We start from the raw sequence: 22072 nt of genomic DNA, 5'->3' as shown, positions 1-22072 counted from the left end.
GCAGCGACTCTTTTTTGCTTTGGCCGCAGAGCCAGTATAATCGCCGGGCGAATCACAACGGCAGGGACTCATCATGCGCATTATTCACACTGCGGACTGGCATCTGGGGCAGTTCTTCTACAACAAAAGCCGGGCGGCCGAACATCAGGCGTTTCTCGACTGGCTGTTGATCCAGATTGAACAGCATCAGGTGGATGCGCTGATAATTGCGGGCGATCTGTTTGATACCGGCACGCCGCCCAGCTACGCGCGCGAAATGTTCAACCGTTTTGTGGTGGCGCTGCAGCCCAGCGGCTGTCAGCTGATTGTGCTGGCGGGCAACCACGACTCCGTGGCGACGCTGAATGAGTCGCGCGAGCTGCTCGCCTGTCTCAATACCCGGGTGATCGCCACCCCGCAGGACGATGATGTGCTGCTGCTCAACACCCGTCAGGGTGAACCGGGGGCGCTGCTCTGTGCGATTCCCTACCTGCGTCCGCGCGACATCCTGCGCAGCCGGGCGGGTCAGTCGGGACGCGACAAACAGACCTCGCTGCTGGAGGCGATCGCTCACCACTATCAGCAGCGTTTCGCCGCAGCACAGGCACTGGGCCATGCGCTACCGGTGATCGCCACCGGTCACCTCACCACCGTCGGCGTCAGCCAGAGCGATTCGGTGCGTGACATCTATATCGGCACGCTGGACGCCTTCCCGGCCAGTGCCTTTCCCGCCGCCGACTACATTGCGCTGGGCCATATTCATCGCGCGCAGCGCGTCGCCGGCAGCGAGCATATCCGCTACAGCGGCTCACCAATCCCGCTGAGTTTTGATGAGCTGAGCAGTGAAAAAAGCGTCTTCCTGCTGGAGCTGACGGCCAGCGGCCTGCAGGCGGTTACCCCGCTGGTGGTGCCGCAGACTCAGCCGATGCAGGCGCTGAAAGGATCGCTGGCGCAGATTGCTGAACAGTTAAACGCCTTCAGCGGGCAGCAGCCGGAGAAACCGATCTGGCTCGATATCGAAGTCACGACCCAGGAGTACCTCAGCGATCTGCAACGGCAGGTGGAAACGCTGACCGCCATGCTGCCCGTCGAGGTGCTGCTGTTGCGCCGCAGCCGTGAACAGCGGCAGCAGAGCCTGGCGCGGCTTGACAATGAAACCCTGAGCGAGCTGAAGGTGGAAGAGGTCTTCGCCCGCCGGCTGGCGCTGGATGAGGGCTTAGAGGCGGAGCAGATCGATCAGATGACCACCCTGTTTCGTCAGACGCTGGCCGCCATGGAAGAGACCCAATGAAGATCCTTACGCTACGTTTTAAAAATCTGAATGCCCTGCGCGGTGAATGGTTTATCGATTTCCGCGCCGAACCTTTTGCCAGCAACGGCCTGTTCGCCATTACCGGTGCCACCGGTGCCGGGAAAACCACCCTGCTGGATGCCATCTGCCTGGCGCTCTACCACCAGACGCCGCGCCTGGGCGCGATCTCCCAGAGCCAGAACCCGCTGATGACCCGCGACTGCGCGGAGTGTCTGGCTGAGGTGGAGTTTGAGATTAAGGGTGAAGCCTGGCGCGCCTTCTGGAGTCAGAACCGCGCGCGCGGTGCCGCCGACGGCAAGCTGCAGGCCCCGCGCGTTGAGCTGGCACGCTGCGCCGACAACACCATCGTGGCCGATAAGGTGGGTGACAAGCTGAAGCTGACGGAAACCCTCTCCGGGCTCGATTTTGAACGCTTTACCCGCTCGATGATGCTCTCTCAGGGCCAGTTCGCCGCGTTTCTCAATGCCAGAGCCAGTGAACGCGCCGAACTTCTCGAAGAGCTGACCGGCACCGAAATCTACGGCCTGATCTCAGCCGCCATTTATGAGCGCCACAAAGAGGCGAAAACCCAGCTGGACCTGCTGCGCAGCCAGGCAGGCGCGATGACCCTGCTGGAGAGTGAAGCGCGCGAGGCGCTGCAACAGCAGCTGACCGGGCTGACCCAGGCGGAACAGCAGCTCAGCAGCCACTATCAGCAGGCGCAGCAGCAACAGCAGTGGCAGCAACAGGTACAGCAGCTGCAGCGGGAGAGTGAGCAGGCGGAGGCGGCGGTGCAGCAGGCCAGCGCGGCCTTACAGGCCGCTGAGCCCGATCGCCAGCGGCTGGCACGCAGCGAACCGGCTGAAAAACTGCGAGGCGCGCTGCAGCAGCGCGACGCCCTGCGTACCGAGCAGCAGCAGGTCTCGCATCGCTGTCAGCAGCTGACGGATCAGCAGCAGCAGGCGCAGAGCCAGCATCAGCAGCATCAGCAGCGCTATGCGGCCACCCAGCTTGCCCGCCAGCAGGCACAGCAGGAACAGCAGCAGCAGGAGACCCTGCTGATGGAACAGGTGTTGCCGCTGGATCAGCGCATCAGCGCCCTGCAGCAGCACAATGAGGAGCAGCAGCAGGAAAACGCCCGTCAGCAACAGCATCTTGAGCAGACCCAGGCAACCCTGGCGGAGCAGACCCGTCAGGTGACCCGCCTGAAGCAGGCGATGGCAGAACAGCATCAGTTACGTGAGCAGTTGACCGATCTGGCGCACTGGGGGGCTTCGCTGCCGCTGTGGCAGGAGAACTTTGCCCTGCTGGCACAGCGTGAAGCGACGCTGGCGGGACTGACACAACAGCGCAATCAGCAGCAGCAGCAGATCGCCACCCAGCAGGCGGAACAGCAGCAGCTGGCCCGACAGGCACTGTCGCGCCAGCAGGCGGAGCAACAGGCCCGCCAGGCGCTGTCGCAGGCGGAGCAAGCACTAACTTCGCTTCAGGAGCAGCATCCGCCTGCTGCACTGCGTCAGGCGTTAAGCCAGTTGCAGAGCAGCCGTCCGGCGCGTCAGCAACTGCTGCTGCTCTCAACGCAGTGGCAGCCGCTGCACCAGCAGCTGGACCAGCGCCAGCAAAGGCTACACGCGCTGGAAAAAGCGCATCAGCAGAGTGAAGCGGAATTGCAGACGCTGCGTGAGACGTGGAAACGCGAAAAACAGCAGCTGGATGATGTGGAAAAAATCTGCGCGCTGGAGCAGCAGATTGTCGATCTCAGCGACTACCGCGCCCGACTCACCGCCGATCAGCCCTGCCCGCTGTGCGGCTCCTGCACCCATCCCGCCGTCGGGGCCTACAGCACACTGGAAGTCAGTGCTAATCAGCAGCGCCGGGCTGCGCTGCAACAACAAACCGAGGCACTGCGCGAAGCGGGCACGGCAAAAAACGAACAGCTGAAGCAGTCTGCGGTACAGCAGCAGACGCTGCGCGAGGAAATCGCCGGGATGCAGCAACAGCTTGAGCAGCTTGAGCAGCAATGGCAGGTTCTGAGCGGTGAGCTGGCACTTACTTTCCCGCTTGCCGATCGCGAGGCCTTAGCCACGTGGCAGCAGCAGCAAAGCGACCGTGAAAGTCAGCTTGAGCAGCAGCGACAGGCTCAGGAAGCCGCTGAACAGGCCCTTCAGGCTGCGAAAGATCACCATCTTCAGCAGCTACAGGCCTGGCAGCAGCAGCAGCAGGCCGAACAGCTGGCGCAGCAGTCCCTGACCAGCCTGCTACAGGCGCTGGATGTGCTGCAACAGCGTCAGCAGCAGGAACAGCAGGCCTGGGAGCAGTTGCAGAGCCGTCTGGAGCAGCAGTTCAGCGCACACCATCTTGCCCTGCCCGCTGCCGCCGATCGCGCTGCGTGGCTGGCGGAGCAACAGCGGCGCTGGCAGCGCTGGCAGGAGAGTGAGCAGTTGCTCGCTAACCTGCAGCCACAGCTGTTGAAAGGGGAAACCCAGCTCACTGCCCTGCAGCAGCAGGCTGAACAGGAACAGCAGCAGCTCACGACTCGTCTGCAGCAGCAGCAGCAGAGCCAGGCGCAGCTCAGCGAAATGCGTCAGCAGCGTCTGGCGCTGTTTGGCGATCGCGAGGTCACCCTCGCCCGTCAGCAGCTGCAGGCCCGCGTTCAGCACGCCGATGAACAGCTGGCACAGCAGCTCACCGCCCTGCAACAGGCGCAGGCCGAGGTCAGTCGCCTGCAGGGTGAGCTGGCGGGGCTGGAAAATCAGCGTCAGACCCTCAGCAGCAAACTGGCAGAGGCGGAAAGCACACTGCAGCAGGCACTGGAGCGCGCCGGATTTGCCGATGAAGCCAGCCTGCGCGCGGCGCTGCTGGATGAGCAGAGTGCGCTGCAACTGCGCCAGCAGCTGCAACAGCTCGATCAGCAGTACCAGCAGCAGCAGGCGCGACGGGCGGATCTGCGTCAGCGGCTCAGCACCCATCAGCAGGCAAAGCCCGACGCGATGCCGGAATCTGCCGAGGCGCTGGCGCAGCAGCTGGAGCAGTTACGGCTGGCGCTGCGCGACAACGCCAGCCAGCAGGGTCAGATTCAGCAGCAGCTGCACAGCGACGCCAGCCTGCGTGCCCGGCAGCAGAGTCTGATGACACAGATAGAACAGGATGGGGTGGCGCTGGCGCAGTGGAGCCTGCTCAACGACCTGATCGGCTCCGCCAGCGGCGATAAATTCCGGCGTTTCGCCCAGGGACTAACGCTGGATCATCTGGTCGCGCTCGCTAACCGTCAGCTCGACCGGCTACACGGCCGCTATCTGCTGCAGCGGCGGGCGCAGGATCAGCTGGAGCTGGATGTGGTTGACACCTGGCAGGCTGATGCCGCGCGCGATACCCGCACCCTGTCGGGCGGGGAGAGCTTCCTAGTCAGTCTGGCGCTGGCCCTGGCGTTATCCGATCTGGTGAGCCACAAAACGCGCATCGAATCGCTGTTTCTGGATGAAGGATTCGGCACGCTGGATGCCCAGACGCTCGACACCGCGCTGGATGCCCTGGATGCGCTCAACGCCAGCGGCAAAACCATCGGGGTGATCAGCCACGTTGAGGCGATGAAGGAGCGCATCCCGGTGCAGATTAAAGTGCGCAAGATGAACGGATTGGGTTACAGCCAGCTGGAGCTGCCCCAGGGATAACGGGCGCGTCAGCCGGGAGGTTAAGCGATGCGCGGCGCTGACATCCGGCGAGCCGTTATCCGCAGGCAGCACCAGAATCGAGGCGGGTTTGCTGGCATGGAAGGCACTGCCCGCCGTCAACCGGGAGAGTGCCGCAAAGGCCTGTGTTCTGCCTTTCTCATCCAAAACGTGAAAGAGAGATCGTCCGCACCGGGGCGGTAAATTCTGGTTCTGCTGACAGTCGGAGGAATGCCATAGCATTCAGCAGGCCGGTCTGTAGACTGTCGGCAGCAGACCGGAAGATCTTTAAGGGGAGATGGGCCAGTTAAATGAATTTGATTAATATAATGAGGCGGATATTGCCGGGTGTGATTGTTGCCATCTCGCTCAGCGCCTGCCAGCAAGCTGTGATAAAGCAACGGGATAGCGTGGCAAACCTCTGTCAGCCGGAGAAAGATCCTGACAGCAAATCCTGTCACTGGACGCATCAAATGCAGCCGGTGCTGAACCGGGACTTCCGGGATGCAGCCCGTTATGCGGGCCAGCAATGTCTGGTACGGATGGAGTGGCAACGGAGTGGACGTTATGCGGTGACCCAGACCCAGGGTGATGAAGCGCTCTGCCTGCGCGCATGGCAGCTGGTGGCGCAGACCCGCGGCCTTCCGCCACCGCCGGAGCCCGGACAACCCGCGTGGTTCGGCTTTGCGCCGCGTGGTTAGCTGGCCAGCCCCTCCTGACGCCACTGACGCGGACTGATACCAAACCAGCGACGGAACGCGCGCGAAAAAGCACTGACTTCCGAGTAGCCCAGCAGCAGCGCCATTTCTGAAATCGGCAGCTGCTTCTGTTGCAGGTAGTGTGTCGCCATTTCGCAGCGCACCTGATCCACCAGCGCGGTAAAGCTGCTGCCCTCTTCGCGCAACCGCCGCTGCAGTGACCAGCTCGACAGCCCCAGCTTATCCGCCACCTCTTCCAGCACCGGCTCCCCCTGCATCAGCGACAGATTGACCTGCGAACGCGCCTGCTCAATCATGCTCTGCTGCGACGTGCCACGATTAAGCCGCCGGATCGCATCCTGCATCACCGTCAGCAGGATCGGATCGCTCTCCGGCATGGCGCGCAGCAGATCGCGCTTCGGGATCACCAGTGAATTGAAGGGCTGATCGAACCAGACCGGCGCATCAAAGACTTTGCAGTGATCGTGCCACTGGCCGGGGCGCGGATGTTCAAAGTGCACTTCGCGCGGCGCCCAGTGTTTGCCCGCCACGTGGCGGATCAGATTCATAAACATGCCCAGCGTCAGCTCCGCATCCTGACGGCGCGACAGAATCGCCCCGTGGCGCACCTGATAGTCGAGCCGCCAGCACTCTCCCTTATCCACCAGACGCGTCAGCGTGTCGTGCTGATGCCAGGGAAACGCGTTGACCACATTGTGCAGCGCCTGTTCCAGCGTGGTGGAACAGAGACCGATGTAGCCAATCAGGCCTAATGACTGCGGTTTAAACTGCCTGCCGTAGTGCAAACCGAAGTTATCAGAACCGGAGTGTCGGGCCGCCTCTTCCAGTACCCGACAGTAGTTAACCAGCCCGAGGCTCAGCGTCGGGCTGGCAAGGCGCTCCGGATCGATGCCGCTGATACCAAAGATGCGGTCCGCATCGCCGCCCTGAGTATGAATAAAGTCGCTCAGGCCAGTCGCTGCCGCAGCCAGTACGCCGTGATTGCCAGCTTCTGCGGCTGCCGAGCAGGCAGCAAACGCATCGGGCTTGATCAGTGTCGGATTCATGGTCGCCTCTGTGAGTAGAAAGGTGGATCACCCCTGTTACTGACAGCAATTTCCATACCAGTTTCCCGGAGCCAGCCGCACGCGGCACGGGCGCAACCGCATCCCTCATCCCGGCCGCCTCTTCCGCTGCGCCACCCGGCTGTCGGGCACTGTGGCGGCGCAGCGACGCCCGTCGCTGGTGCATCAGACCCCCACCGGCAGTCGCTCCCCCTCCAGATAACGGCGGCAGAGACGCACTGAATGGCTCGCCCACTCGGGTCCCAGACTGCGCGCCATTTCCGTTTCGGCATGCGAACCGACCCACGCGGTGAGCTGAATACGACGCTGAACCAGCAGCGCAGGCAGCATAGCCATCTCCGCATCGCTGATGTGCGCCACCTGCTCATAACCGCGGATCCAGTGATCGATCCACTCCGGGGCGCGCGGATGGTGCTCAACAAAACTGATCGCCGCCGCCAGATCGTGCAGATACCAGCCCAGCCCGCAGTCATCAAAGTCGATCACCCGCGTTTCCCCTTTGTGCAGCAGCAGGTTGGTCAGGCGAAGATCGGCGTGGATCAGGCCGTAACGATCCGATCCCTTCCCGAACTGCGCCATCGCCGCGCCCACCTGCGCAATCGCCTGTTCGACCACGCCGTGATCGGCAGGGTTGAGGTTTGGCGCATCCTGCCAGCGTCCCCAGTGACTCTCCGCGCTGGTCATGGTGTGGTGGTCCCAGATAATGCGCTGAAAGCCCGCTGGCTTTTGCCACTGCTTACTCTGCTGGTGCAGCCGGGCGGTGATCTGCCCCAGCTGCTGAAAGGCGCGGGGATCGACGTCGGTGGTCGGCATCTCGCCCTCGATCCAGTGAAACAGCACCACATAACGCTCGCTGCCATCCGGCAGCCGCAGCGTCAGCACCTGTTCACCCTCTTTATCCGGCACCGCTTCCGGCACCATGATGCCGGTTTCACGCAGCGCATCGAGCCACTGCAGTTCACTGACGATATCCGCTTTCTGATGGTAATCGCCACGATGCAGCCGCAGCGCATAACGCTGCCCGGCCGCCCTGAGCAGAAACGTGGCGTTCTCCGATCGGCACAGCAGGCTGAGCTGCCCCTGCAGCGGATCGGGATAACAGGCCAGCGCCTGCTGCGCCATCAGGGTGAGTTGGGAATCAGTCAGGTTGTCATATTGTTTCGCGCTCATCAGTCCGGCTCCTGGTCACTTGCGTCATTTCAGCATGCGTGGCCAGCGTGTGTGCTGCTTGACTTCAGAGGAGACAAAGTTGACCGCAGCGTGCAACTGGCCCGGTTGTTGCGTGTGAGTTGACTCTGGAGAACAGAAGTCACTGCGCTGGCGTCAAGTCGTGGCGCGCAAGGCAGCGGCATCATCCTTCTACTGTAGCGTAATGGCGGTGTAACGCCGCATAAGACCAACAACGACGGGGATGGCAGTTATGACAAACAGACTCAAGCCCACGCTGGGCACCCTGCATCTGTGGGGGATTGCGGTTGGCCTGGTGATCTCAGGCGAATATTTTGGCTGGAGTTATGGCTGGGCGGTGGCGGGCACGCTGGGATTCCTGGTCACCACCGCGCTGATCGCCACGCTCTACACCTGTTTTATCTTCAGCTTCACCGAACTGACCACCGCGATCCCCCATGCGGGCGGGCCGTTTGCCTACAGTCGCCGAGCCTTTGGCGAAACCGGCGGGCTGATTGCCGGTCTGGCGACGCTGATTGAGTTTGTCTTTGCGCCACCGGCGATTGCCATGGCGATTGGGGCCTATCTCAACGTGCAATATCCCGACCTTAACCCGAAAACCGCCGCCGTCGGCGCCTACCTGCTGTTTATGACGCTGAATATCCTCGGCGTAAAACTGGCCGCGATGTTCGAACTGGTGGTGACGGTGCTGGCGGTGATCGAACTGCTGGTGTTTATGGGCGTGGTCTCTCCCGGTTTCAGTCTGGCGAACTTCGCCGCACACGGCTGGGCGGGCAGCGACAGCTTCGGACTGCCTGCCTTCTCCGGCATTTTCGCCGCGATCCCTTTTGCCATCTGGTTTTTCCTTGCCATTGAAGGCGCGGCAATGGCGGCGGAAGAGGCAAAAGATCCCACGCGGACCATTCCCCGCGCCTACATCAGCGGCATTCTGACGCTGGTGGTGCTGGCGATTGGCGTGATGCTGATGGCGGGCGGTGCGGGCGACTGGCGCAAACTGGCTGACATTAACGATCCGCTGCCGCAGGCGATGAAAATGATCGTCGGGGAGCACTCAAACTGGATGCACATGCTGGTCTGGATCGGCCTGTTTGGCCTGATTGCCAGCTTCCACGGCATTATTCTCGGCTACTCACGGCAGTTCTTTGCGCTGGCCCGCGCGGGTTATCTGCCTCCTGCCCTGGCAAAACTTTCGCGTTTTCAGACCCCGCATCGCGCCATCATTACCGGCGGCGTGCTGGGCATTGCGGCCATCTACAGCGATGGCGTGGTCAATCTGCAGGGGATGACACTCACGGCGGCGATGATCACCATGGCGGTGTTTGGTGCCATCGTGATGTACATCATGAGCATGCTCAGCCTCTTCCGGCTGCGCCGCAGCGCGCCAGAGATGGCACGCAGTTTCCGTGCGCCGGGCTATCCGATTGTGCCGGGCATCGCCCTGCTGCTGTCAGTCATCTGCCTGCTGGCCATGCTGTGGTTCAACCCGGTGATTGGCGCGCTGTTTGTCGCCATTATGGTGGTGGGCTATCTCTATTTCCTTGCGACCAAAGCGCAGCGCGGACGCGCCCCGCAGGACAGTATGCTGGTGGGCGAGTAAACTGGCACAACAACGCTGACGGATCAACGGCTCAGCGCCTGGTACTTCAGGGGCTGAGCCGCCGCGGTCCGGCAAGCGCATGACAGAGCCAGCTCTCACCGGCATGCCGCATCAGCTCTGCAGCGGCCAGAGCCACGCCGCACCGCGCACGCCGCTGGAGTCGCCATGCTGCGCTTTCAGCACCGGCGTTTCACACTCGCCGCCAAACACCCACTTCTTCATCAGCAGCGGCACGGTCTGATAGAGGCGATCCACGTTGCTCATCCCGCCGCCCAGCACGATCACATCGGGATCGATCAGATTCACCACCTGCGCCAGCGATTTTGCCAGCCGCTGCTCATAACGGCTCATCGCCAGTTCGGCGATCGGATCCTGCTGCGCCAGCAGCGAGACGATCTCCGCCCCTTTGCGATGCACGCCGCTCAGCCGCTGATAGTCGATACCAAAGCCGGTGCCAGAGACAAACGTCTCAATGCAGCCCTGCTGGCCGCAGTAGCAGGGCACTTCCTGGCGGTAGCGCAGCTCATCCTCATCCATCCAGGGCAGTGGATTGTGCCCCCACTCACCGGCATTGCCGTTGCCGCCAATGCGTGATTCACCGTTGATCGCCACGCCCGCTCCCGAGCCGGTGCCGATGATCACCGCAAACACCAGCGCCTGTCCGGCCCCGGCGCCGTCGATCGCTTCCGACACCGCCAGACAGTTGGCGTCGTTGGCGATACGCACTTCGCGGTTCAGCGCCTGTGCCAGATCTTTATCCAGCGGCTGGCCGTTGAGCCAGGTGGAGTTAGCATTCTTCACCCGCCTGCTGTAAGGCGACAGTGAGCCAGGAATACCGATCCCGACCGTGCCGCTCTGGCCGGTTTTCTCTTCAGCCAGGGTCACCAGATCGACAATCGCCTGTACCGTCGCCGGATAGTCATCACGAGGGGTATTTACCCGGTGGCGGAACAGCGCCTGCCCTTCATCTGACAATGCAATCACTTCTGTCTTGGTGCCACCCAGATCGATACCTATGCGCACGGTTTATTCCTCATTATTCGTTCAGATGAGAGATACAGTAGAAGCCGCCAGCCGGAAAGGCAATGAAACCACTCCGATGTTTCGCTATCATGCGCGCTGACTCTAGCAGACTTGTGCGCCCGATCGCGCCACGGTAAGGAATCCCGATGTTGTGGTTTAAAAATATGATGGTTTATCGTCTGAATCGTGACATTCCGCTGTCCGCAGATGAGATGGAAAAACAGCTCGACGCCTTCACGTTTTCGCCGTGTGGCAGTCAGGATTTAAGCAAAACCGGCTGGGTCTCGCCGATGGGCAACCGCAGTGATGCGCTGACCCACGAGAACAACGGCCAGATCGTGATTTGCGCCCGTAAAGAAGAGAAAATTCTGCCCGCACCGGTGGTGAAACAGGCGCTGGAAGCCAAAATCGACAAGCTGGAATCTGAGCAGAGCCGCAAGCTGAAGAAGACTGAAAAAGATTCGCTGAAGGATGAAGTGCTGCACAGCCTGCTGCCGCGCGCCTTCAGCCGTTTCAGCCAGACTTACCTCTGGATCGACACGGTTAACAATCTGATTATGGTGGACTGTGCCAGCGCTAAGAAAGCGGAAGATACGCTGGCGCTGCTGCGTAAAAGTCTGGGTTCACTGCCGGTAGTGCCCCTGACGCTGGAAAGCCCGATTGAGCTGACGCTGACCGAATGGGTGCGCTCAGGCGATCTGCCGGCCGGTTTTGCACTGATGGATGAAGCGGAGCTGAAAGCGCTGCTGGAAGATGGCGGCGTCATCCGTTGTAAAAAGCAGGATCTGGTGTGCGATGAGATCGCGAACCACATTGAAGCGGGCAAGCTGGTGACCAAACTGGCGCTCGACTGGCAGGAGCGTATTCAGTTTGTGCTGGCCGATGATGGTTCAGTGAAACGTCTGAAGTTCAGCGACACGCTGCGCGACCAGAACGACGATATCGACCGCGAAGATTTTGCCCAGCGTTTTGATGCTGACTTTATTCTGATGACCAGCGAACTGGCCGCGCTGACCAGCAACCTGGTGGAAGCGCTCGGCGGCGAAGCCCAGCGTTAATCATCGGCAGGCAGCCCCATGCTGACAGGGGTTGCCTGACCATAAAAAAAGGGCCGCTAAGCGGCCCTTTTTTAATCTTTCAGGTAACGGCAGAGATAGGAGCTCGGCTCGCCCACCTGCAGATGAAATTCGCTGTGACCCGGCACGTTAAACACCGAACCCGCTTCAAACCATTTCCACTCCGTCTCACCCGGCAGTAACACCTTCAGCGAGCCGCTGACCACGGTCATCTCTTCCGGCTGACCGGTACCGAATGTGTATTCACCTTCAGCCATCACGCCCACGCTGGCACGGCCGGTGCTCGCACTGTCAAAACCGATAGATTTAACTTTTCCGTCAAAATACTCACTTACGTTGAGCATAATAGTCTCCAGAGCACATGTTGTGTGTCTGGCAGTGTAGAAGGGAACCCGCTGATCTGTCACGCGAAATCACAGGCGTTTGTGATCGCCTTCGTCAGGGAAGCAGCGCGGCCGCCAGCCGGGCCACCAGCTCATTAGAGAGGAGAACCGGCACGCCCAGCTGCTGCTGTAACGCAGCCCGATGCTGCTGGTGATACCCCATACAGTCCATCACCACCAGCGCCGCCCCCTGCGCTTGCAGCGTGCGCGCTGCACTGGTGAAGGTCGCCTGATCGCCCTCATAGGGGCTGGCAACCGCATAACAGGGGGGGATGGGCAGATGCTGCCACTTACCCGCCTGCTCGACAATCTGCTCCGTAACCGGCACCACGATCCCGATCTGCTGCTGCTGCACCATGGCGCCGATCAGCGGCGGGATAATACGGTCCGGCTCCAGCAGAAGCGCCTGTCGGGTGCGAAGCTGGCTGAATTCACCGGTGCAGAGCAGCAGGATGGTCTGATAGCCCGCCCGTTCCAGCGCACTGATTTTGCGCTGCAATCCCTGCTCGACCTTCGACGCCGCCAGCCGCACCTGTTCGCCGTTTTGCAGCCGTGACACCAGCACCGCATCGCCTGCCTCCGGCGCAAACTGCGCCTGGATCTCGGTGCGGCTCAGCCCATCCAGCAGTCCGGCGTGATCGGTCTGCGCATCCGGCAGATGCTGACGCAGCAGCGGCAGTATGTCGCTGCGCGGCGACTGACCGATGGTCAGCGTCACCAGGGAGGCCGTCATCTTAGTGGTTCCGGTGACGCAGATGCGCCAGGCTGCCATAGAGCGCGATCAGCCGCGCATATTCGTCGGCGTCGTAGAAGTGACAGGTTTCACGACCAAACTCCTTGGCGACCTCAATGGCAAACTTCGCGGCGGCCGCAATGTCCACTTCATGACTGGCCCCGGTTCCGCAGCCCGGCACCACCGACTCTGCCGTGATCGCCACGCCCACAACCGGGACATCGGTGGCGGTGGAAGGCTGCAGAATACTGTTGAGATGATAAATCCCGTTACCGTACGGCGTAATATCCTGAGTCGTGATCGGGAAGGTCACCGCCGGACGACCGCTGGTCATCTCCATGATGCGCAGCAGATCCTCCGACACCCGCAGGATGTAGCCCTCTTTTACCGTCGGCGACAGGGCAAAACCTTTGTGGTTGATGATGCGATTGCCTTTGGTGGTGTCGATCGACAGAATCGCATCCACCCCCGCCACCACCTCATTGTCATTCATCGTGACATCATCAATCGGTGAATCCATGAAATCGACCGGCAGATGCGGCCGTGTGGGCGCATCGGGACAGATATGGGTGGTGATGATCACATCCCCCGTCAGCCTGTCGCCTTTACCCTGCATCTGCGCCAGCTTCAGCGCACAGGCGATCGCCGCGACGGCGCCATCGGCATCGGAGACCATCCCGATCCGGCCAGGGCGGGCACCGATGCCGCCAAGCCGGCCAATAATGCCCAGCGTTGGCGCACGGCCTCCCGCGGCTTTGCCCTGCACGCCCGGGATATCGATGCGCACAAAGTCGGTCCGGCCTTTGGGACCCGTCACCCGGTTGAAACGGGCCGTGATCTCCGGCCAGGGCGCAAACAGATCCACCACCTGCTGCCCGTCGATGTGGGCGCTGTCCAGTAATTCAAAAACCGTCAGGGTCTGCTGCAAACTCATCGTTAATCCTTTTATTTCTTGCTGCTGCTGGCAAACAGCGAATGGAAGAAGCTGTAGAGGGCATCACCGGCAATAAACCCTGCCGCCATGACTTCCATAGGCGACCGGCCCCGCTCGCCCCAGACGCGAATAATGACGATGCGCAGGGCAATCCCGACCATCACAGCCCAGCCCGCCATCGCGTTATTGATTAACAGACCGGTGGCCAGCAGCACGCCCAGCTGCCGTTTCGGTCCGCCGATCAGCTGAATCATCGCGCCAGGAATTGCCCACAGCAGCAGGTTTCCGGCAATACCCGGCTCCGCGCCCGCCTGAATAGTTTTGGCATAGACCCGCGCCACCGGCGGCAGCAGGTTATCGGTAAAGAACAGGGTGTGGGCGTACCAGACCAGCGGAATCGACACCACAAAGGCGATCATGGCGGCGATCAACTGAATGCGCCGTCCCCACAGCTCCTGTTGCAGGTCGGCACCGTTGCCGCGCAGGATAAAGCCCGCCTTCAGGTCATAGCCCATATCGGCGAACGCCGGCCCGGTGGCGGCGGTAAAGCCGCACAGCAGACAGAGCGCCAGCGGCGGAAAGCCGAGCAGGATGCCGATAATCAGCGTAATCAGCGCCACGGCAAAGGCCGGGAACCAGCCGGAGTGCATCGCGGCAATCCCGACAATCAGTTCATGGGCAAAGGCAGCAAAGGCGGCGTAGAGGACAAACAGCAGCAGCATCGCGATGCCCATCTCACTCCACAGGCCGCCCGCCAGCGCCAGCAGCGCCGAAATCACGATGTAGCCCACGCTGCCGAAGCCCAGTGCCCGCTGTACCTCATTGCCGTTGCGGCTCACCCCCTGCGCATCATTTTTGCGACTGCGGATCACCATCATGACCTGAATCAGCGCCACCAGGCCGGCACCGACCATCACGCCATGCGGAATGTAGAGTGCATTGATATCAATACCGGCCACCGGCTGCGCGTAGGCCCGCAGCAGAAAACCGATGCCGAGCATCGACAGCGCCCAGATATTGCCGATAAACGCGGTGCCAAAGGCGGACATCGGGATCTTCAGCATCGCGCCGACAACGCCACCGACAATACCCGCCACCAGCAGCCAGGCCTGGCGTCCCCCTTTATCCCCTGCTTTGATCGCTTCAGCCGCCGCCACGCCCGGAGGCCAGGCATTGCTGGCCGGAAAGACGCGGGTATCAAACAGACGATAGAGCAGCCAGGCATCAAGCAGCATTGCGGCACTGACGCCACAGAAGAGTGGCAGGACCAGCTGTGGCTCTCCCAGCGCCCAGGGCACCGCAATCGGCATCAGCAGGCTGTTGGCTGCCCCGAAGGTGGCTGAGGAGATAGCGGTCTGCGCCAGATTCTGGATTTCAATCGAACGATAGCGGCGGAAAGCCTGCAGCGGAATACGCGCCAGCAGCATGGCAAACAGCGCACCAATAATCGACGTGTTAGGCGTTACGCCAAGGGTGGTGATCAGCTGGATACCAATAATGGCACCCGCGATAGAAAGCAAAATTAAAACCAGTGCCACGCCAGCGTGCCTGATCGGATTTACCCGTTCCATATGTCCCCGCCAGTCCTTGTCCAGAAGAAATAGAAGAATGTCTGCCCGCCTGCTGACGGGTTGACGCCGCTTGTCTTTTTTACGGTTCTGATGCGCGCAGGCGCTGCCCTCCAGCCAGGAACGTCACCCGTGCACAAACACGCGAAAGGGACGCACACAGGCAGCCAGGCTGCTGCGTAAAGCATGGCGATCAGATTGAAAGAAAAAGGCCCGAAGGCCCTGGTTTTCCCTGGTGTGGCGAAAGTATTACGCCGATAAAATCGTGATGACGTTACGCGCCAAACTTTTCGGCCATCTCTGTGGCCGTTGCGCGTAATGCGTCAAGGAGCGCAGGCGGGTATCCCGGTTCCGACTCCTGCGACAGAAACGACAGGCAGAGCGCGGCCGTTTCGCCATGATGTTTGTTGTGCACGATGACTGACAGTGAACTGATGCCAGGCAGAGACTCATTCCGGGCCAGTGACCAGCCCTGCTGCCGGATTTCCGCCAGACTGGCAAGAAGCGCCTCCGGGCTTTGCGGCGAGTTTGCCGGTCCAGCCTGCCAGTGATCACGAAAGCGCGCCAGCACCTCGTCATCGCTTAACTGCGCCAGCAGTACCCTGCCGGTTGAGGTGGCGTCAGCCGGCATCCGGCTGCCGGGTGGGGTGACCATCTGGGTAAAGTGACGGCCATGAAACATGCGCATCACTAATATTTCCCGGCCATCCAGCTTTGACACGTAGCCCATGCAGCCCGTTTTTGCGGCCAGCCTGACCATCGCGGCTGAGACGCTGTCCACCAGCGGTGCGGACAGATAGTGCCCGGCGGCGGCTAACAATACGCGGCCAATATGATAACCGCGCGTGTCGGCATCGCGCTCCAGCATCCCCTGACTTTCCATCGTGGCGAGCAGACGCGATACTGTGCTTTTGGGCAGGCCCAGCGCCTCAACCACCTCACTAAAGGAGAGACCGACATGCCCCTGCGTCACGCCCTTGTGCTGAAATAACCGGAGTACGGCGGCGGCATTTTCGAGTGTGGTCATGTCACGGGTTCCACTATATGGAACAAAGTTCCTCTGCAGTTCCGACGAAAATAAAACGTGACGCTGAATCGGTCAAGCGACAATTTTGACACCGGCAGGATCGGCAGCAGAGAAAATACGGCGATAAAATTGATTAGCGAGGCTTTATAGGGCGACGCCGGGAGTGCGCAGAACAGACGCCCGGACAAAAAGCCAGTCGCAGTAAATCTGCGTAAATTTTGCGTATTAATTGACCGGATGCGGTCGGGGAAAGGGGAAACTTTATCGCGCAGGGGCGACAGAAAAGGATGTTGCCGGCTATGACAGGATGGAACAGGCTGGCGTCCCTGCCAGCAGCAACGAATTACTCTTTTTCGACGTCTTCGTAGCGCGCTTTGGCATCATGCGCTTCTTCTTCCGTTTCGTGCTCGCTGATTAAGGAATTTGGTTTAGGGTGGTCAGCACGTAACTCATAGGACGTGACTTTTTTACCCTCAGGACCCTTTTCTACAGGCACAACTTTCGCTTCACGTGGATACGGTGGTCTGGTCGGCATACTGTGTCCCTCTTCTCTCAATAACATTCCACAGGACAGGCCGCTGCCTGTCATGAGGTAAGTATAGACAACACCCACTGAAGCGGGATCAAAGCGGGAAAAATCTGAGGGTTAGCTGGCGCGCGCCAGGGAGAGGGAGAGCAGGATCTCCTCGACCACACGCTCGGGGGACTGCATGGCATTCACCTGATGATGGGCGGCGGCCTGATAGAGATGCGCGCGTTCGCGCAGGACATCGCTCATCTCATCGGCAATCGGACGGCCGGTTAAGGTCGGACGCTGGGCCGCCTCTGGTTCGCTTTGCAGCCGCTCTGCCAGCACCTCCGGAGAGGCGCTAAGCCAGATCACCTGTCCCTGCTCCCGCATAAAGCGGCAGTTCTCCTCGGCCAGAATCATGCCACCGCCGGTGGCTATCACGGTGCGCGGCGCCGTCACGGCCCGCAGTGATTCGGTTTCACGGGCGCGGAACCCCTCCCACCCTTCTGCCGCCACAATCTCGGCCACGCTGCGCTGCGTGCTGAGTTGCAGATGGTGATCGGTGTCGGTGAAGGCGTAGCCCAGCGCCTGCGACAACGCCACGCCGACTGTGGTTTTGCCGCAACCGCGAGCGCCAATCAAAAAGATGGGTAGTGACATCAGGGCCGTTCCTCCGCCTGACCGCGCGATGCGGCTGCATGGTTAGCTGATTAATGCGACGCATCATAACTGGAAATTATTATGGCCTCCACCTGTCAGGCAGGTTTTACGCACTTTACTGCCCTGAATGGCGATAAGTCTTATCTTTTCAAGGGGAAATGCATGCACGATTTGTGCATCAGGGTCTCCGCTGCCCGGCAGAAATGGCGAAAAAGCGGGGCAAAACGGGTCTGGCAATATTTGCTTACCGCCACAGATTTACTTTTCTCTCAACCGCCCACATATACTGATCACCATCGCCACAGGAGAGTCATCATGCAACGCGAAGAACAACAACTGATCGAAGGGCTGTTCACCCGCCTGAAACAGGCCGAAAGCCAGACCGCGGCACGTGATGCCGCTGCCGAACAACTGATTAACCAGCACCTGCAGGCGCAGCCTGGCGCACCTTACTACATGGCGCAGGCGATCCTGATTCAGGAAGCGGCGCTGAAAAAACTCAATGAGCGGGTATCGGCGCTGGAAAGTCAGCTGGCACAGCAGCAGCAACAGCAGCCCGCGCAGAGCAGTGGCGGATTCCTCTCAGGACTGTTTGGCGGCGGTTCACGTCAGCAGCAGCCTGCTCAGCAACAGCAGCAACCGTCACCCTGGAACAGTGCGCCTCAGCAACCGGCTCAGCCGCAATATGCGCCAGCCCCGGCGTCACGCGGCACTGGCTTCCTCGGCGGCGCACTGCAGACGGCGGTGGGTGTCGCCGGTGGTGTGGTGATGGCCGATATGCTGACCAGCATGTTCCACCACTCACAGCCGGAAGAGATTGTGAACATCATCAATGAGCCACCGCTGCCGGAGGTGAACGATAATCTCAACACCTTTAACGGTGGCGATGACAACCTCAATACCTTCAATGAGGGTAATGACAACGCCTTCCTGGATCAGAACAGCGGCTGGGATAACAATTTTGCCGACAACGGCGACCTCAACGATTTTGGCGGCGATGACTACGACGACGACAGCTTCGTTTAACGTCAGCGTTTCTGCTGTCTGAGCCAGCTATCCAGTTCATTTGCAAACTGCTGGCGGTCACGCGGACTCATTGCCGCGGGGCCGCCGGTCTGCACACCGCTTGACCGCAGGGTATCCATAAAGTCGCGCATCGTCAGCCGTTCCCGTATTGTCGCCGGTGAGTAGCGCTCGCCACGCGGATTCAGCGCCGCCGCCCCCTTCTCAATCACCTCGGCCGCCAGCGGAATATCGGCGGTAATCACCAGATCCCCTGGCTCAACACGTTTAACAATTTCATTGTCCGCAACATCAAACCCGGCAGGCACCTGCAGGGTGCGCAGATAGGGCGAAGGCGGCACACGCAGAAACTGGTTTGCCACAAAGGTGACCGTGGTGGCGGTGCGATCGGCCGCGCGGTACAGCACCTCTTTGATCACATTCGGACAGGCATCGGCATCGACCCAGATAGACATCATCACTCCTTACAGTCAGAGAAGTCTGCGATCTTGCCGGGTTCCCTTTAAATGGCAAATTTAATTTGCGGCACGCTTTCCAGGCTGCATGCGGCTGACTTGTTATTCGGGCTGACTGAAGTAAGCTAGCCGGAAGAAAACGCATAATGTCCTAAGGAGATGGCGATGCTGGCTAAGAAAATCGGGTTTATCGGCGGGGGAAATATGGCGAAAGCCATTATCGGCGGACTGGTCAACAGTGGCAAAATCGCCCCGTCTGATATTTTCGTTTATGACCGCAAAGCAGACACCAACCAGGCGCTGGCAGAGCAGTATGGCATTAACGCCGCAGAGAGTGCTGACGCGCTGGCGCGCGAGGTGGACATTCTGTTTGGCGCAGTCAAACCCAATGTCATCCTGAAAGTGTTAAAAGAGCTGGCTGGCAGCCTGAAGAAAGAGGCGCTGGTGGTGTCGATCGCGGCGGGTGTGACGCTTGATTCACTCTCTTCGGTGCTGGGTTATGACCGCAAAATTGTCCGGGCGATGCCTAATACCCCCTCGCTGGTGAGTGAAGGCATGACCTCGGTCACGCCTAATGCGCTGGTGGAGTCCGCAGAAACCGACGAAGTGGTCGCGATTTTTGAGAGCTTCGGCAAGGCGGCGGTGGTGGATGAGTATCTGATTCACTCGGTCGTGGGCGTCAGCGGGTCCGCCCCGGCCTACGTGTTCATGTTTATCGAGGCGATGGCGGATGCGGCCGTCTCTGGCGGCATGCCGCGCGCGCAGGCCTATCAGTTTGCCGCGCAGACGGTGAAAGGGGCGGCGCAGATGGTGCTGACTACCGGCAAACATCCGGCGGAGCTCAAAGATATGGTCTGCTCTCCCGGCGGCACCACCATTGAAGCGGTGAAGGTGCTGGAAGAGAAAGGGATGCGTTCGGCGGTGATTGAAGCGATGCAGCAGTGCATGGCGAAGTCAGAGAAACTGAGCCGCAGCTAGCAAGCCACGACGAGCAGGGCGGCCCGTCGGCCCGCCCTGCGTTCGTTTTACTCCATCGCTGCCTTGCAGTACGCCACGGCGTCGGCAAACGTCATGGGTTGCTGCATCCGTTCTACCAGCTCAGCGGTCAGCGTATACATCCCGCACGAGCAGATCGCCGTCAGTTCACCCTGCTGTCCATAACACGCGATAAACTTTTTCTCCTCCAGCGAGCCGAGCAGCTGGAAATTATCCCACTCTCTGGCGTGGCCCAGATACTCATAACGGGAGCCATACTGGGTCGTCCAGAAAAAGGGCACACGTTCAAAGGCGACGTGCTGGTCCAGCATATTTCTGGCGACGGTCTGTCCCTGCTGATGCGCAACACGATAGTGCTCGATGCGCAGCGGCCCCTGCGCCGACGGATACGTCGCGATGTCACCCGCAACCCAGATGTTCTCAGCGACCTTCAGCTCTGCATCGGCCTGCAGGCTGCCATCTTCTGCCAGCGGCAGATCGTGGATAAAGTCGGTGGCCGGTTTCACGCCGGTGGCAAACAGGACGACGGTAGCGGGCAACTGCCGCCCCCCTTTAAGCTGCACACTGCTCACCTGCTGATCGCCCTGCAGGGATTCAATTTCGCCCTGCTCCCATTTCACGCCATTTTTCTGATGCAGCTGATAGAAATAGCGGCCAATCTGGTCGCCAAACTGTTTCGCAAAGGGCAGCGTCTGGCGGGCAATCACCGTCACATCAATGTCACGGTTACGCAGCGCCGACGCCAGTTCGGTGCCGATAAAGCTGTTGCCGATGATCACAATTTTATGGCTGGCATCTACCGCCTGAAGCAGCTGGTCGGTCTGGGCTTTGCTGCGCAGCAGATGCACCCCCTCCAGATCACTGCCGGGTATATCGGGACGTACAGGTGCCGCGCCACTGGCGATCAGGAGTTTGTCGAAGGCGAGGCTTTCACCATCTTCAAAGATCAGCCGTTGCTGCTGAGCGTCAAGGCGGCTCACACTGGCCTGAATGCGCTCGACGTGATCCATCACATCCGCTTTCAGCAGCTGCGGTACCTCGCTGATATCCATCTTGCCTGATGGCACAAATTTGGTCAGTGCAGTGCGGTCGTAGGGTGCGTCCGCTTCCCGCTCCACCAGCACCAGACGCCCTTTATAGCCCTCATGTCGTAACCGCCACAGCGCAGCACTTCCCGCCGCGCCGCCACCCAGCACCACGAAAACCGGTGCGTCTGCACCGCTGCCAATGGGCGCGGCGGGCGACATCGCCTCAGGATTGACCAGCACACGCCCCTCTTCAATCCGCAGCGGATACTGTTTGAGATCGGCCAGCGCCAGCGGTTCACACATTTTGCCGTCGGCCAGATTAAATGCGGCTTTGTGCCACGGGCAGACCAGCCGGTCGCCACAGATCGCGCCCTGCTCCAGCGGCGCGCCAGCATGCGGGCATTTCGCCTGGTAAGCACGAACGCTCTCCCCCTCGCGGATCAGTAACACTTCCACCTCACCCAGCGTTTTTTTAACCGGCTGACGCTGCGGCAGGTCTTTCAGATCGACGGTAAATTGATAGTTCACAACGTGGCTCCTTTGACTGTTCCGGTTGGGCGCCGCGCCGTCAGACCCTGCGCAGCGCAAATCCCCACAAACAGTAAGTGTGGCAAAGGAAATTAAAAGCCTGACGCGGAATGTTTGTCAGAAGCGTAACGGGCTGTTACAGCAGGGAATTTAAACGCAGGCCGGAAGGGAAACGGCCACCTGCGTGGCCGGGAGAAACATCAGCTTTTTTTCAGGCACTGGCTCATAAAGGTTTTACGTGCATCACCCGCCAGCTTTTTATCGCCAGCTTCGCCATTGCAGCTTTTCATTTTCATCTGCTGCGGAGACATCTGTGACAGCTTGCTCTCTTTTTTCAGGCATTCACTCATAAAGGATTTGCGCGCATCTCCCTTGAGATCCTGTGATTTGGCATGCTGGTTACAGATCGTCATTTTCTCCTGCTGCGGGGTCTTCTCCGCCGCATTTGCCAGCCCGCTGACCAGCAGGCCCGCCATCATCATTGCCAAAAAACCGACTTTCATCGTGTTATCTCCCATGTGGATGTGTTCTTTCTTATTCTGGCAGCGAATAAGCAAAGCGGGAAATGTTTCCGGTCAGCGTGATGGAAAGATCCCATTCCAGAGTGGGACTGTACTGCAC

Annotated in this window: 20 protein-coding genes and 1 pseudogene; 7 read left to right on the top strand and 14 right to left on the bottom strand. The window is 60.3% G+C overall.

Annotation, left to right across the window (positions count from 1 at the left end; genetic code table 11):
* Positions 1 to 73: 73 nt before the first annotated feature.
* Together sbcD and CKF42_RS09970 are read left to right on the top strand one after the other, a co-directional pair.
* Positions 74 to 1270, top strand: coding sequence for an exonuclease subunit SbcD (gene sbcD / locus CKF42_RS09975; RefSeq protein WP_111208101.1), 1197 nt, complete (start codon positions 74 to 76; stop codon positions 1268 to 1270).
* Positions 1267 to 4941: an SbcC/MukB-like Walker B domain-containing protein gene (locus CKF42_RS09970; RefSeq protein WP_111208100.1), complete on the top strand. Its 3675-nt coding sequence runs from the start codon at positions 1267 to 1269 to the stop codon at positions 4939 to 4941. Before sbcD ends, CKF42_RS09970 begins: the two co-directional genes overlap by 4 nt.
* On the opposite strand, the pseudogene CKF42_RS21330 reads toward CKF42_RS09970, so the two are convergent.
* Positions 4936 to 5049: pseudogene (locus CKF42_RS21330) on the bottom strand (GNA1162 family protein); the annotation flags it as partial. The gene CKF42_RS09970 and the pseudogene CKF42_RS21330 overlap by 6 nt on opposite strands.
* 278 nt (positions 5050 to 5327) lie before the next feature.
* On the opposite strand from CKF42_RS21330, the gene CKF42_RS09960 reads away from it, so the two are divergent.
* Positions 5328 to 5639 (top strand): cell envelope integrity TolA C-terminal domain-containing protein, encoded by a 312-nt coding sequence (locus CKF42_RS09960; protein ID WP_233501035.1) that lies wholly within the window; start codon positions 5328 to 5330, stop codon positions 5637 to 5639.
* Here the strand turns inward: CKF42_RS09960 and CKF42_RS09955 are convergent.
* Positions 5636 to 6703 carry an AraC family transcriptional regulator gene (locus tag CKF42_RS09955; protein WP_046101340.1) on the bottom strand — a complete coding sequence of 356 codons (1068 nt, stop codon included), beginning with the start codon at positions 6701 to 6703 and terminating at the stop codon, positions 5636 to 5638. The two genes, CKF42_RS09960 and CKF42_RS09955, sit on opposite strands and share 4 nt — an antisense overlap.
* A 183-nt stretch (positions 6704 to 6886) precedes the next feature.
* Entirely contained in the window at positions 6887 to 7891 is a 1005-nt protein-coding gene (locus CKF42_RS09950) for a phosphotransferase enzyme family protein (protein WP_009091791.1), read from the bottom strand.
* 250 nt (positions 7892 to 8141) lie between these two features.
* On the opposite strand from CKF42_RS09950, the gene eat reads away from it, so the two are divergent.
* Positions 8142 to 9506: an ethanolamine permease gene (gene eat / locus CKF42_RS09945; protein WP_111208098.1), complete on the top strand. Its 1365-nt coding sequence runs from the start codon at positions 8142 to 8144 to the stop codon at positions 9504 to 9506.
* A gap of 111 nt (positions 9507 to 9617) precedes the next feature.
* On the opposite strand, the gene mak is transcribed toward eat, so the two are convergent.
* Positions 9618 to 10529, bottom strand: a complete 912-nt coding sequence (mak, locus tag CKF42_RS09940) for a fructokinase (protein WP_111208097.1) — start codon at positions 10527 to 10529, stop codon at positions 9618 to 9620.
* Between the two features lie 146 nt (positions 10530 to 10675).
* On the opposite strand from mak, the gene rdgC reads away from it, so the two are divergent.
* Positions 10676 to 11587, top strand: a complete 912-nt coding sequence (gene rdgC, locus CKF42_RS09935) for a recombination-associated protein RdgC (protein ID WP_009091797.1) — start codon at positions 10676 to 10678, stop codon at positions 11585 to 11587.
* A gap of 71 nt (positions 11588 to 11658) precedes the next feature.
* Here the strand turns inward: rdgC and ppnP are convergent, their stop codons facing one another.
* The 7 genes from ppnP to aroL form a co-directional block, all read right to left on the bottom strand.
* On the bottom strand, positions 11659 to 11949 hold the full coding sequence (gene ppnP, locus CKF42_RS09930) for a pyrimidine/purine nucleoside phosphorylase (RefSeq protein ID WP_009091800.1): 291 nt from the start codon (positions 11947 to 11949) through the stop codon (positions 11659 to 11661).
* A gap of 94 nt (positions 11950 to 12043) precedes the next feature.
* A complete protein-coding gene (locus CKF42_RS09925; protein WP_111208096.1) occupies positions 12044 to 12721 on the bottom strand; it encodes an AroM family protein in 678 nt (225 codons plus the stop codon).
* A 1-nt stretch (position 12722) separates the two neighbouring features.
* Complete coding sequence (locus tag CKF42_RS09920) at positions 12723 to 13655, bottom strand: DUF1177 domain-containing protein (protein ID WP_009091804.1); 933 nt, start codon at positions 13653 to 13655, stop codon at positions 12723 to 12725.
* Positions 13656 to 13666: 11 nt separating this feature from the next.
* Positions 13667 to 15226: an OPT/YSL family transporter gene (locus tag CKF42_RS09915; protein ID WP_058956379.1), complete on the bottom strand. Its 1560-nt coding sequence runs from the start codon at positions 15224 to 15226 to the stop codon at positions 13667 to 13669.
* Positions 15227 to 15497: 271 nt separating this feature from the next.
* On the bottom strand, positions 15498 to 16250 hold the full coding sequence (locus CKF42_RS09910) for an IclR family transcriptional regulator (protein WP_111208095.1): 753 nt from the start codon (positions 16248 to 16250) through the stop codon (positions 15498 to 15500).
* A 343-nt stretch (positions 16251 to 16593) separates the two neighbouring features.
* Complete coding sequence (locus CKF42_RS09905) at positions 16594 to 16785, bottom strand: YaiA family protein (RefSeq protein ID WP_009091809.1); 192 nt, start codon at positions 16783 to 16785, stop codon at positions 16594 to 16596.
* Positions 16786 to 16896: 111 nt separating this feature from the next.
* Positions 16897 to 17421 carry a shikimate kinase AroL gene (aroL, locus tag CKF42_RS09900; protein WP_046101332.1) on the bottom strand — a complete coding sequence of 175 codons (525 nt, stop codon included), beginning with the start codon at positions 17419 to 17421 and terminating at the stop codon, positions 16897 to 16899.
* Positions 17422 to 17736: 315 nt separating this feature from the next.
* Between aroL and CKF42_RS09895 the strand changes: the two genes are divergently transcribed.
* Positions 17737 to 18447, top strand: a complete 711-nt coding sequence (locus CKF42_RS09895; protein ID WP_009091814.1) for a DUF2076 domain-containing protein — start codon at positions 17737 to 17739, stop codon at positions 18445 to 18447.
* Between the two features lie 2 nt (positions 18448 to 18449).
* On the opposite strand, the gene CKF42_RS09890 is transcribed toward CKF42_RS09895, so the two are convergent.
* Positions 18450 to 18899 carry a YaiI/YqxD family protein gene (locus CKF42_RS09890; protein WP_009091816.1) on the bottom strand — a complete coding sequence of 150 codons (450 nt, stop codon included), beginning with the start codon at positions 18897 to 18899 and terminating at the stop codon, positions 18450 to 18452.
* Between the two features lie 165 nt (positions 18900 to 19064).
* On the opposite strand from CKF42_RS09890, the gene proC reads away from it, so the two are divergent.
* A complete protein-coding gene (proC, locus tag CKF42_RS09885) occupies positions 19065 to 19877 on the top strand; it encodes a pyrroline-5-carboxylate reductase (RefSeq protein ID WP_046101330.1) in 813 nt (270 codons plus the stop codon).
* Positions 19878 to 19924: 47 nt separating this feature from the next.
* On the opposite strand, the gene CKF42_RS09880 is transcribed toward proC, so the two are convergent.
* Positions 19925 to 21451 (bottom strand): FAD-dependent oxidoreductase, encoded by a 1527-nt coding sequence (locus tag CKF42_RS09880; RefSeq protein ID WP_111208094.1) that lies wholly within the window; start codon positions 21449 to 21451, stop codon positions 19925 to 19927.
* 200 nt (positions 21452 to 21651) lie between these two features.
* Positions 21652 to 21954, bottom strand: a complete 303-nt coding sequence (locus CKF42_RS09875) for a PsiF family protein (protein ID WP_033736600.1) — start codon at positions 21952 to 21954, stop codon at positions 21652 to 21654.
* Between the last annotated feature and the right edge of the window lie 118 nt (positions 21955 to 22072).

The organism is Pantoea sp. ARC270 (genome assembly GCF_003236725.1).
GTDB lineage: Bacteria > Pseudomonadota > Gammaproteobacteria > Enterobacterales > Enterobacteriaceae > Pantoea > Pantoea anthophila.
The sequence above is the reverse complement of the archived record's forward strand: the minus strand, read 5'-3'. Positions and strand labels throughout refer to the sequence as shown.